Here is a 12,484-nt window from a genome sequence, read left to right on the forward strand (position 1 = left end):
AGCCCGTACTCATGTGAAATGGGTATGGGCTGTTTTTTTATTGGGACCTTGAAATTAGGATGGTTATGACAAATAAATTTTCTGGTGAAGAAACCAGTATGATTCAAAACGCACTGGTGCCTATTGTCGTTGAGCAAACATCTCGTGGTGAACGCTCATATGACATTTTTTCTCGTTTATTAAAAGAACGTGTCATATTTTTAGTCGGCCCTGTTGAAGATCAAATGGCTAACCTGGTCGTTGCCCAGTTGTTATTCCTTGAATCAGAAAATCCTGATAAAGACATTCATCTATATATCAATTCACCTGGTGGTGCAGTAACGGCAGGTTTAGCTATTTACGATACCATGCAGTTTATTAAACCTAATGTCAGTACATTGTGTATCGGTCAGGCCGCCAGTATGGGCGCGGTTCTTTTAGCCGGTGGCGCAGAAGGAAAGCGTTATTGTCTGCCTAATTCACGTATCATGGTGCACCAGCCATTAGGTGGTTTCCAGGGGCAAGCTTCTGATTTTGATATTCACGCAAAAGAAATTCTGAGTATTCGTGATCGTTTAAACGGAATTCTTGCCAAGCATACTGGTCAAGATATAGAAGCAATTCGTAAAGATACTGACCGTGATAACTTCATGAACGGTGAACAAGCTGTCGAATATGGTTTAATTGACTCAGTATTAACAAGCCGACCTACAGAATAAGCAATCTCGGCCGATAAAATTTATAGATGACGCGTAAGGTAGTAAAAATATGAGCGACGACAAAAATAACGATGATAAATTACTTTATTGCTCTTTTTGTGGAAAAAGTCAGCACGAAGTAAAAAAATTAATCGCTGGTCCATCTGTATTTGTTTGTGACGAATGCGTCGATCTATGCAATGACATTATTCGTGAAGAAATGCAGGAAATGGCAACAGAAGAAGCCGAAAGTAAATTACCTACACCTCGCGAAATTAATGATGCACTAGATAATTATGTGATCGGACAGGAACGTGCTAAGCGTTACCTTTCTGTTGCGGTTTATAACCATTACAAACGTCTTCGTACGGCTAATAAAGATAACGACGTAGAGCTGTCTAAAAGTAATATTCTTCTGATCGGTCCTACCGGTAGCGGTAAAACGTTGTTAGCTGAGACATTAGCCAGGCAGTTAAACGTGCCTTTTACTATGGCTGATGCAACCACGCTTACAGAAGCGGGTTATGTAGGTGAAGACGTTGAAAATATCATCCAGAAGCTGCTGCAAAAATGTGATTATGACGTTGATAAAGCAGAGACTGGCATTGTCTATATTGATGAGATAGACAAAATTTCTCGCAAATCAGACAATCCATCAATAACTCGCGATGTGAGTGGTGAAGGTGTTCAACAGGCATTGCTGAAATTGATTGAGGGAACGATTGCCTCTGTACCACCACAAGGCGGTCGCAAACATCCTCAACAAGAGTTCTTACAGGTAGATACAAGTAAAATTTTATTTATCTGTGGTGGTGCTTTTGCTGGTTTGGATAAAGTTATCAGAAATCGTACCCAAAAAGGGGGTATTGGCTTCTCTGCTGAAGTAAAAAGTGTGGATGACAATAAGCCATTGAGTGAGTCATTACGGACGGTCGAGCCTGAAGATCTTATTCAATATGGTCTTATTCCAGAGTTTGTTGGTCGCCTACCGGTAGTTGCTACATTGGATGAGCTAGACGAAAAAGCATTGGTTCAGATTCTAACTGAACCTAAAAATGCACTAACTAAGCAGTATCAACAATTATTCAATATGGAAAATGCTGAACTTGAGTTCAGAGATGATGCATTAAGAGCTATCGCCAGAAAAGCTATGGAGAGAAAAACAGGCGCTCGTGGTTTACGATCTATCATTGAAAATGTGTTGCTTGATACTATGTTTGAGTTACCGTCAGCAGATAACGTTTCCAAAGTAGTGATTGATGAAAGTGTGATTGCTGGTGAGAATTCACCTATTTTGATTTACGAAGATCAAAGCACTGATATGGCCTCTGGCGATAAATAATCAGTTAACTATACCGTTGTATCTGCACATTAAATCAAGCATACGATTTCTGTATGCTTGATTTTTTATTGTCTGACCCCATATTGAATTCATGTCCTAAATTGGGTGTCTACAGACACATGTAAGAGGTTTGCCTTAATGGAAAATGAACTAACTACCACTTCAAACGATAACAACATAAAGGTTGTTCCTGTTTTACCTTTACGTGACGTTGTCGTGTATCCCTATATGGTGATACCACTTTTTGTTGGTAGAGATAAATCTATCAAAGCCCTTGAGTCGGCAACGGACGAAAGTAAACAAATCCTGTTGGTTGCACAAAAAGATTCATCAGAAGATACGCCTGACTCTGATGGTTTATATGAAACAGGAACACTGGCAAATATCTTACAACTACTGAAACTGCCTGACGGTACGGTTAAAGTATTGGTCGAAGGTGTACAGCGTGCAAATGTGGTTTATTTCCATAATCATGATACGCATACAGAAGCCGAAGTGGCACCATTTATTGATGATATCGAAGATGACCGTGAAGCCGATGTTCTAATGCGAACGTTGCTGGGTCAATTTGAACAATACGTCAAATTAAATAAAAAGATTCCACCTGAGGTGATTTCATCGCTTTCGAGTATCGAAGACGTGTCGCGCATGTCTGATACTGTTGCTGCTCATATGACACTGAAGCTTGAAGATAAGCAAATGTTACTTGAGATGAGTGATGTAAAAGCGCGCGTTGAGAAGTTAATGGCTTTCCTTGAAGGTGAGATTGATATTCAGCAGATTGAAAAACGTATTCGTAACCGTGTTAAAAAGCAAATGGAAAAAAGCCAGCGCGAATACTATCTAAATGAACAGCTCAAAGCCGTTCAGAAAGAGTTAGGCGAAATAGACGAATCAGCAAACGAGACGGATGAGCTTGCTGCGAATATCGAAAAAGCCGGCATGCCGGCCGAAGCACGTGCAAAAGCGGAATCAGAATTGAAAAAGCTTCGCATGATGTCGCCAATGTCTGCAGAAGCGACTGTAGTTAGAAACTATATTGAATCGTTATTGGAAGTGCCTTGGAAAAAACGCTCAAGAGTGACTTTGGATTTGCACAAGGCTGAAGAGGTCTTGGATGAAGACCATTACGGTCTTGAAAAAGTCAAAGAGCGTATCGTTGAATATCTTGCAGTCCAGAAACGTGTAAAAAAATCAAAAGGTCCCATTCTTTGCTTGGTCGGTCCTCCTGGTGTGGGCAAAACATCGATTGCACAATCTATCGCGCGGGCGACTAATCGTAAGTTCACCCGAATGGCTTTAGGCGGTGTTAGAGATGAAGCTGAAATCCGTGGTCATCGTCGCACATACATAGGTTCTATGCCTGGTAAAGTCATACAGAATATTTGTAAAACAGAAGTAAAAAATCCTTTATTTCTGCTTGATGAAATAGACAAAATGGCTCAAGACTTTCGCGGTGACCCTGCATCAGCATTACTTGAAGTGCTTGATCCTGAGCAAAATTCAACGTTCGCCGATCATTATTTAGAAGTTGAATATGATTTATCCGACGTTATGTTTGTCTGTACTGCAAATACATTGAATATCCCCGATGCATTACGTGATCGTATGGAGATTATTCGTCTTGCGGGCTACACAGAAGATGAAAAACTCAATATCGCCATGAAATATCTTTTACCTAAAGCGATTAAAGACAATGGTCTTAAAGCTGAGGAAATTGATATTCAGGAAGATGCCGTCATGGAAATTATTCGTCGTTATACCCGGGAGGCTGGCGTACGTAATTTACAACGTGAAATTTCAAAAATCTGCCGTAAATTAGTGAAACAAATTATTACTGAGCAGCCAAAAGAAAAAGTTATCGTGACTGCCGATAATATCGAAACATACTTAGGTGTATATCACTATCAGTATGGTGTGGCTGAAGAAAGTGATCGTGTCGGTCAGGTAACCGGATTAGCCTGGACTGAAGTCGGTGGTGAGCTATTAACGATCGAATCAGCTATTATGCCAGGCAAAGGTAAGTCTGCTTATACCGGTAAATTAGGTGATGTTATGCAGGAATCTATCCAGGCGGCTACAACGGTTGTTCGGTCTCGTTCAACAGAGTGGGGCATTAGTGAAGATTTTCTTCAAACACATGATCTTCATATCCACGTACCTGAAGGTGCTACACCGAAAGATGGTCCAAGTGCTGGTATTGGTATGTGTACCGCATTAGTCTCGGCTATCACTGGCATTCCTGTCAAAGCGAATGTAGCTATGACGGGTGAAATTACGCTGCGTGGTGAAGTATTAGCCATTGGTGGACTAAAAGAAAAACTGTTAGCTGCTCATCGAGGTGGAATAGATACAGTATTAATTCCTCACGATAACGTTAAGGATTTAAAGGAAATTCCTGAAAATGTTAAACAAGGTTTAACTATCATTCCTGTTAAATGGATCTATGAAGTGCTCGATGTTGCCTTACAGCATATGCCTTCAGCCAATAACGAAACGGGAGTTATTGCCTCTGATAAAAATAAGTATCATGAGGTAAACTCACCCAATCATCATTAATCACTGGAGCAAGCAATGACACTGGTACAAAAGCAACGCTTGATAGGGGCTGCCTTATTACTCTTTGTTATCGGTGTTATTGCTTGGTTGTTATTAGCTTCTGTTGCAAAGAACGATATCGACGATATCGTGGATAAGCCAATTCCTTTTGATTCCATCATTGAGCCTTTAGATGATGAACCGGAACGTGTTGAACCGCCCGTGACACCTCAGGAGGTTGCACCGACTACGCAGTCAGATGACACATCAGTAAATAAAGACAATGAAAAGCTGACTGAAAAGGAACATACTGCTCCAGCTCCAGCTCCAGCTCCAGCTCCAGCTCCAGCTCCAGCTCCAGCTCCAGCTCCAGCTCCAGCTCCAGCTCCAGCTCCAGCTCCAGCTCCAGCTCCAGCTCCAGCTCCAGCTCCAGCTCCAGCTCCAGCTCCAGCTCCAGCTCCAGCTCCAGCTCCAGCTCCAGCTCCAGCTCCAGCTCCAGCTCCAGCTCCAGCTCCAGCTCCAGCTCCAGCTCCAGCTCCAGCTCCAGCTCCAGCTCCAGCTCCAGCTCCAGCTCCAGCTCCAGCTCCAGCTCCAGCTCCAGCTCCAGCTCCAGCTCCAGCTCCAGCTCCAGCTCCAGCTCCAGCTCCAGCTCCAGCTCCAGCTCCAGCTCCAGCTCCAGCTCCAGCTCCAGCTCCAGCTCCAGCTCCAGCTCCAGCTCCAGCTCCAGCTCCAGCTCCAGCTCCAGCTCCAGCTCCAGCTCCAGCTCCAGCTCCAGCTCCAGCTCCAGCTCCAGCTCCAGCTCCAGCTCCAGCTCCAGCTCCAGCTCCAGCTCCAGCTCCAGCTCCAGCTCCAGCTCCAGCTCCAGCTCCAGCTCCAGCTCCAGCTCCAGCTCCAGCTCCAGCTCCAGCTCCAGCTCCAGCTCCAGCTCCAGCTCCAGCTCCAGCTCCAGCTCCAGCTCCAGCTCCAGCTCCAGCTCCAGCTCCAGCTCCAGCTCCAGCTCCAGCTCCAGCTCCAGCTCCAGCTCCAGAAAAGGCTGCAGAACAAAAAAATGAGATTTTATGGGTTTTACAATTAGCCAGCTTTGGCGTACGTGATAATGCAGATGCATTATCAAAAGAACTGGAGTCCATGGGATACAATCCATTAATTGAAATTGTGAAAACGGATAAAAACCCGATTTACCGTGTTCGTCTACAGCCTGTGGCAGATCGCGATAAATTAGAAAAAACAGCAAAAATGCTCAGCGAGAAACTCAAGTTATCTACGCAAATTTTGCAATATCAACCTTAATCTTTGTGTCTAAAACAGACAATGAAATATAACTGTAAAAATACTGGGTTGTTGTTGGTTAATCTGTTAAAATTCACGGTTTAGATCGCAGCTCGTTGCGGGGTAACTATGGTTTGGGTTGACTATCTGATAATAGGTCTGATTTTTTTGTCGGCCGCTATCAGTATCGTCCGGGGCTTTATGAAAGAAGTGCTTTCATTAGCTAGTTGGATTTTAGCTTTCTGGGTAGCCATACTTTTTTACTCGAATCTGTCTACCTTACTAGCTGACTATATATCGACACCATCCATACGATTATTTCTGGCTTTTTTTGTCTTATTTGCAGTGACATTGATTCTTGGCGCTATGGTCAATCACTTAATATCTCAAGTTGTTGAAAAAACCGGGCTTACCGGTACTGACCGTGCTTTGGGTATTATCTTTGGTTTGATACGAGGTGTCGCCATTGTCACTATCTTGGTTCTAGCTGCTGGTGCGACACCAATGCCAGCAGACAGTTGGTGGCAAAACTCTATCTTGCTAGAGCATTTCATCAAACTAGCGGTTTGGGTGCGTGATCTGTTACCAGCAGATATCGCTCAACATATCAACTACAATTAACTTCCTGACAGGGCAAACTATGTGCGGAATTATTGGTATTGTGGGTCATTCTGAGGTTAACCAGGCCTTATATGATGGATTGACCGTACTGCAACATCGAGGACAGGATGCTGCTGGAATTATGACTTGCGACGATGATGGCAAGTTTTTCCTACGTAAGGATAATGGACTCGTTAAAGATGTTTTCCACACCCGTCATATGATTCGTCTTAAAGGCAAGATGGGGATTGGTCATATTCGCTATCCCACTGCAGGTTGTTCAACCTCAGCTGAGTCACAACCATTTTATGTGAACTCACCCTTTGGTATTGCTCTGGCACATAATGGCAATCTAACCAATACAAAAGTATTGAAAGACGAATTGTTCCAGACGGACCGTCGTCATCTCAACACTGATTCTGATTCTGAAGTGCTACTCAATGTGCTGGCTCATGAATTACAAAATAGTTCTAAGCTGACACCACTGCCTGAAGACATTTTCAAAGCCGTTGCTCAAGTGCATCGTCGTTGTAAAGGCGCTTATGCCGCTGTTGCGATGATTTCTGGTGTTGGTGTCATGGCTTTTCGTGATCCATACGGTATTCGCCCAGCTGTCATTGGCAAACGTGAAACAGCGCAGGGGACTGAATATGTTGTGGCTTCTGAGAGTGTCGCTGTTGACATCCTGGACTATGAATTAGTTCGTGATATTGAGCCAGGTGAATGTGTTTTTATTGATACAAAAGGCAACTTTTATTCTCAACAGTGTGCTGATAATCCCATCAAGTCGCCATGTATTTTTGAATATGTTTATTTTGCCAGACCTGATTCTATGATGGACGGCATCTCTGTTCACAAAAGTCGGATGCGTATGGGGACAAAACTGGCCCATAAAATTAAACGTGAGTTTCCGGATCATGATATTGATGTGGTTATCCCGATTCCAGATACAAGCCGTAGCGCTGCATTGCAGTTATCATACGATCTAGGCGTGGTGTATAGAGAAGGTTTTATCAAAAATCGCTATATAGGCAGAACGTTTATTATGCCTGGTCAAACCATGCGTAAAAAATCTGTCCGTCAAAAATTAAATGCGATTGATTTGGAGTTTAGAGGGAAAAATGTACTGTTAGTCGATGACTCTATTGTTCGTGGCACAACATCACAGCAAATTGTTCAGATGGCAAGAGATGCGGGCGCTAATAAAGTCTATCTGGCTTCAGCAGCCCCACCGGTTCGTTTCCCGAATGTCTATGGTATCGATATGCCATCTGCAAATGAGTTTGTGGCACATGACAGAAGTGTCGAAGAAATTTCCAAGGAACTTGGCGTAGATTGGCTTGTTTATCAGGATCTGCCAGATCTGGTCTCAGCTATTAATAAAAAGAGCGATGTTGAACGCTTTGATACCTCTTGTTTTGATGGGGAGTACATCACGGGAGATATTGATGCCAATTATCTATATTACATCGATGCGATGCGAAATGACCTCAGTAAACAGACATCTGATAAAAGTAATGCTGTAATTGAGCTACATAACAATTAAGATTATGAAGCCATATACGTATCCACTTTGCTGTTTTTCGATATTTCTTATATAATCCCGTCGATTATGCACCAGCAATTGCCAAAAGAAATAGATCCGTTTCGTTTTGCTCATAATGGGCGAGAGCTTGAAGGGGAAATTGAACTGACATCTTTGTCACGTTTGAAACCCTCTCTCTTCAATGATGCGGGTACGGTTAAGGTCAAGATGCGATTTGATATTGATCAAATCGGGACTCCCTATATGCAGGGTCAGTTTGTCACAGAGTTGTCGATGACATGTGAGCGTTGTATGGGAGAGCTGCTTTACCCAATAACAATAGAAACATTGTTGGGTTTGGTAAAACATGAACGCTTAGTCAGTAAATTATCTGAGCAATACGAGCCTTGGATAATTGATGAATCGGAGTTTGTGAACCCTGCTGATGTTGTGGAAGATGAGTTAATTTTGGCACTTCCCCTAGTGCCTAAACATGATTTTGATTGTTTGCCGAAAGAGGTATGGCAATCTGGGGACGAAGAGGTAGGGGAGAAACCTGAAAAACAGGCATCTCCGTTCGCAGTATTATCTGCATTGAAATCAAAAAAATAATTTTGAATTTTTAAAAGGCTTAGGAGTTTTTAGTCATGGCTGTTCAACAAAACAAAAAAAGTGCATCACGTCGTGGAATGCGTCGTTCACATGATGCCTTAACCGAAACAACATTATCTGTTGATTCAACTTCTGGTGAATTACACCGTCGTCATCATGTGTCAGCTGATGGCTATTACCGTGGTCGTAAAGTTGTTGCGGATAAAAGCGAATAAGGCATAAAAACAATTGAGCCTGACGATATCAATTGATGCAATGGGCGGGGATCACGGACCTCAAGTCGTGATCCCCGCTGCCATATCAGCATTAAAAAAACATCCGGATGTCACATTAATTCTTGTCGGTGATGAACAAACAATTCATTCTCACCTTCAAAAAAATAATGTAGATAACGAACCCCGCTTAATTGTTCATCATGCTTCACAGCAAGTAGAGATGGATGAGTCACCATCGCAAGCATTACGCGGGAAGAAAGATTCTTCTATGCGTGTAGCGATTAACTTAGTTAAAGAGGGGCGAGCAGCCGCTTGCGTAAGTGCAGGTAATACTGGTGCATTGATGGCAACAGCCAGATTTGTACTAAAAACATTACCAGGTATCGAAAGACCGGCTATCGTTTCAGCTTTACCAACAATGAAAGGACATACCTATGTGCTGGACTTGGGGGCAAATGTTGATTCGAGTGCTGCACATTTAGTCCAGTTTGCCTTAATGGGCTCTGTTCTCGCTGAACTTGTGGATGGTAAAGACAAACCTAAAGTTGGTTTACTCAATATCGGTTCTGAAGAGATAAAAGGTAATGAACGGGTAAAAGAAGCATCACGCCTGTTAGAGCAGACTGATCTTAATTACATCGGTTATGTCGAAGGTGATGGTTTATACCATGGTGAAGCCGATGTGCTTGTTTGTGACGGTTTTGTCGGTAACGTTGCTCTAAAAACCAGTGAAGGTGTCGTTCATATGATTCGTCATTATTTACGGCAATCATTTTCGCGTAATTGGCTCACTAAATTAGCAGGTTTAATTGCTTCACCTGTATTAAAACATTTCCGTAATGAGTTAGATCCCCGTGCCTATAACGGTGCAAACCTGATTGGTTTGCAAGGTATCGTGATTAAAAGTCACGGTGGTGCCGATGAGTTTGCTTTCGCTAACGCTATCAATATTGCGATTATCGAAGCCGCTAAGGATGTACCAAAAAATATAACTAAACACCTGGAAGTGTTGCTGGAAGGACAAGTATTGTGATGTATTCTCGTATCGCGGGTACTGGCAGTTATTTGCCAGAAAAAGTACTCAGCAATCATGATCTTGAGTCTATGGTCGAAACCAGTGACCAATGGATTACTGATCGGACGGGAATAAAAGAACGTCATATTGCTGCCGAGAACGAAACCACAACAGATCTTGCATACCAAGCCTCTGTTAAAGCCATTGAAGCTGCCGGAATCACGAATAATGAGATTGATCTCATTATCGTTGCGACCACCACACCTACCCAAATATTTCCAAGTACAGCCTCATTATTACAAGCGAAACTTGATATCGCTGGTTGTCCGGCATTTGATGTACAAGCTGTTTGTACTGGATTTGTATATGCACTGACCATTGCTGATAAATTCATTAAAGCAGGTGGTGTGAAAAATGTTCTAGTGGTCGGTGCAGAAACCATCTCGCGTATTATTGACTGGTCAGATAGAAATACTTGTGTATTATTTGGGGATGGTGCTGGAGCAGTCGTTCTTCAGGCATCACAACAACCTGGCATTATTTCTACGCATATTCACTCCGATGGCAGTTTCAGCAGTTTATTACAGGTGCCAGCAGGCCCAGGTTCGGATGCTACTGATGATTCTGCTTATATCGATATGCAAGGTAATGAAGTCTTTAAGGTTGCAGTAAAAACCCTTAGCAGCATTGTTGATGAAACATTGGAAGCCAATCAGCTGGATAAAACTGCTGTTGACTGGCTTATTCCTCATCAGGCTAACATTCGTATTATTGCTGCTACAGCAAGAAAGTTACAGATGTCGATGGATAGAGTGGTTGTCACGGTTGATAAACATGGCAATACCTCAGCGGCATCTATTCCCTTAGCCCTCGACGTTGCTGTTCGTGACGGTCGTATAAAACGTGGTGAAACTTTATTGTTTGAAGCCTTTGGTGGCGGATTTACATGGGGTTCAGCGCTTATTCAATACTGATATATTCAGGGGTAATGAATGAAATCAGCTTTTGTCTTTCCCGGTCAGGGATCTCAATCTGTAGGTATGCTTGCTGAGATCGCAGCAGAATACAGCATCGTAAAACAAACATTCCAAGAAGCTTCAGATGCCTTAGCTTATGACGTCTGGAACTTGCTATCTAATGGTCCTGAAGAACGCTTAAATCAAACTGATCGTACTCAGCCAATAATGTTGACTGCTGGTATTGCTATGTGGCGTGTCTGGCAATCAGTTTCAGATATAAAACCGGCGTATTTCGCTGGTCATAGTCTCGGTGAATATACAGCGCTTGTCGCCGCCGATGCAATCGATTTTACTGATGCAGTCAAGCTGGTTGAATTACGTGGCCAATATATGCAACAAGCTGTGCCTGCTGGCGAAGGGGCGATGGCCGCTATACTGGGGTTGGATGATGATGTGGTACGCGAGGTGTGTAATGAAGCATCAGCCGCAGGCGTTGTCGAGGCAGTAAATTTTAATTCGCCTGGACAGGTCGTTATCGCAGGTTCTGCCGAAGCGGTTAAAAAAGCAACTGAAATAGCATCTGATAAAGGCGCTAAACGTGCTCTGATATTGCCAGTAAGCGTGCCATCACATTGTGCACTTATGCAGCCAGCCGCCGAGCAGTTAGCTAATAAACTCAATGAAATAGATATCCGCATGCCCACGACACCCGTTATTCATAATGCGAGTGTGACATCTGCTGTCGATGTCGATGCTATTAAATCATTGCTGGCGCAACAATTATATAGCCCGGTTCGCTGGGTCGAAACTATCCAGTGGCTTGCCGCGCAAAATGTAGATCACATTGTGGAATGTGGACCAGGTAAAGTTTTAGCTGGTTTGACTAAACGTATTGATAAGTCTCTTACCGCATTACCTTTATTTGATATAGCGACGCTTGAAAAAACTCAGCAAGCATTAGGAGAATAGAATGAGCTTAGATGGAAAAATTGCTCTGGTGACTGGAGCGACACGTGGTATTGGTAAAGCTATTGCACTTAGTTTAGGTGAGCAAGGCGCTACAGTGATTGGTACAGCAACCTCTGAAAGCGGTGCTGCAACAATCACTGATTTTCTTAAAGAGGCGAACATTAATGGGCGTGGTATCGTTCTTAATGTTACTGATGCCGATGCCATTGATAATGTGGTCTCTACCATAGAAAATGAATTTGGCGCACCAGAAATTCTGGTGAATAATGCGGGTATTACGCGTGATAATTTATTAATGCGTATGAAAGATGAAGAGTGGGATGACATTATCAACACCAATCTGACACCAATATTTAAGCTGAGTAAACGTTGCCTTAGAGCGATGACTAAAGCTCGTTGGGGACGAATCATTACCATTACCTCAGTCGTTGGTGCAATGGGTAATGCTGGACAAACTAACTACGCTGCAGCAAAAGCTGGGGTCATTGGTTTTAGTAAGTCTTTGGCTCGTGAAGTGGGTGCTCGAGGTATCACTGTCAATACAGTCGCACCAGGCTTTATTGATACGGATATGACCAGTTCTTTACCAGAAGCACATAAAACGGCACTGCTTGAACAAGTGCCTGTAAAACGTTTGGGTGCACCAGAAGAGATTGCTGCTGCAGTGAGCTATCTGGCGAGTATGAATGCCAGTTATGTTACGGGAGAAACATTACATGTCAACGGTGGCATGTATATGAGTTAATGATCACTAAGTGATTAT

At 43.1% G+C, this 12,484-nt stretch carries 13 protein-coding genes; 12 read left to right on the top strand and 1 reads right to left on the bottom strand.

Annotated elements, in window-relative coordinates; all coding sequences use genetic code 11:
• Positions 1–65: 65 nt before the first annotated feature.
• The 3 genes from clpP (at position 66) to lon (ending at position 4,578) form a co-directional block, all read left to right on the top strand.
• Positions 66–698: an ATP-dependent Clp endopeptidase proteolytic subunit ClpP gene (clpP, locus tag QQL60_RS05230; protein ID WP_007145152.1), complete on the top strand. Its 633-nt coding sequence runs from the start codon at positions 66–68 to the stop codon at positions 696–698.
• A gap of 49 nt (positions 699–747) precedes the next feature.
• Complete coding sequence (gene clpX, locus QQL60_RS05235) at positions 748–2,019, top strand: ATP-dependent protease ATP-binding subunit ClpX (protein WP_091713735.1); 1,272 nt, start codon at positions 748–750, stop codon at positions 2,017–2,019.
• 138 nt (positions 2,020–2,157) lie between these two features.
• Positions 2,158–4,578: an endopeptidase La gene (gene lon, locus QQL60_RS05240; RefSeq protein WP_273182928.1), complete on the top strand. Its 2,421-nt coding sequence runs from the start codon at positions 2,158–2,160 to the stop codon at positions 4,576–4,578.
• Between the two features lie 226 nt (positions 4,579–4,804).
• Here the strand turns inward: lon and QQL60_RS05245 are convergent, their stop codons facing one another.
• Complete coding sequence (locus QQL60_RS05245; protein ID WP_284722903.1) at positions 4,805–5,665, bottom strand: hypothetical protein; 861 nt, start codon at positions 5,663–5,665, stop codon at positions 4,805–4,807.
• On the opposite strand from QQL60_RS05245, the gene QQL60_RS05250 reads away from it, so the two are divergent.
• From QQL60_RS05250 to fabG, 9 genes are all read left to right on the top strand, one after another.
• On the top strand, positions 5,611–5,847 hold the full coding sequence (locus QQL60_RS05250; RefSeq protein WP_284722898.1) for an SPOR domain-containing protein: 237 nt from the start codon (positions 5,611–5,613) through the stop codon (positions 5,845–5,847). The genes QQL60_RS05245 and QQL60_RS05250 overlap by 55 nt on opposite strands.
• Positions 5,848–5,955: 108 nt before the next feature.
• Positions 5,956–6,447 (top strand): CvpA family protein, encoded by a 492-nt coding sequence (locus QQL60_RS05255; RefSeq protein WP_007145148.1) that lies wholly within the window; start codon positions 5,956–5,958, stop codon positions 6,445–6,447.
• A 19-nt stretch (positions 6,448–6,466) separates the two neighbouring features.
• Complete coding sequence (gene purF, locus QQL60_RS05260) at positions 6,467–7,972, top strand: amidophosphoribosyltransferase (RefSeq protein WP_284722654.1); 1,506 nt, start codon at positions 6,467–6,469, stop codon at positions 7,970–7,972.
• A gap of 27 nt (positions 7,973–7,999) precedes the next feature.
• Positions 8,000–8,563, top strand: coding sequence for a YceD family protein (locus tag QQL60_RS05265; RefSeq protein WP_273180321.1), 564 nt, complete (start codon positions 8,000–8,002; stop codon positions 8,561–8,563).
• Between the two features lie 35 nt (positions 8,564–8,598).
• Positions 8,599–8,778: a 50S ribosomal protein L32 gene (rpmF, locus tag QQL60_RS05270; RefSeq protein WP_007145145.1), complete on the top strand. Its 180-nt coding sequence runs from the start codon at positions 8,599–8,601 to the stop codon at positions 8,776–8,778.
• A 13-nt stretch (positions 8,779–8,791) separates the two neighbouring features.
• The gene (gene plsX, locus QQL60_RS05275) at positions 8,792–9,811 is read left to right on the top strand and encodes a phosphate acyltransferase PlsX (RefSeq protein WP_007145144.1); all 1,020 of its coding nucleotides are present in this window, start codon (positions 8,792–8,794) and stop codon (positions 9,809–9,811) included.
• Positions 9,808–10,767: a beta-ketoacyl-ACP synthase III gene (locus tag QQL60_RS05280; RefSeq protein ID WP_273180324.1), complete on the top strand. Its 960-nt coding sequence runs from the start codon at positions 9,808–9,810 to the stop codon at positions 10,765–10,767. Before plsX ends, QQL60_RS05280 begins: the two co-directional genes overlap by 4 nt.
• Positions 10,768–10,785: 18 nt before the next feature.
• A complete protein-coding gene (fabD, locus tag QQL60_RS05285) occupies positions 10,786–11,721 on the top strand; it encodes an ACP S-malonyltransferase (protein WP_284722655.1) in 936 nt (311 codons plus the stop codon).
• Between the two features lies 1 nt (position 11,722).
• Entirely contained in the window at positions 11,723–12,466 is a 744-nt protein-coding gene (fabG, locus tag QQL60_RS05290; RefSeq protein ID WP_284722656.1) for a 3-oxoacyl-ACP reductase FabG, read from the top strand.
• The last annotated feature ends 18 nt before the right edge of the window (positions 12,467–12,484 follow it).

The organism is Methylophaga thalassica, from assembly GCF_030159795.1.
GTDB lineage: Bacteria > Pseudomonadota > Gammaproteobacteria > Nitrosococcales > Methylophagaceae > Methylophaga > Methylophaga thalassica.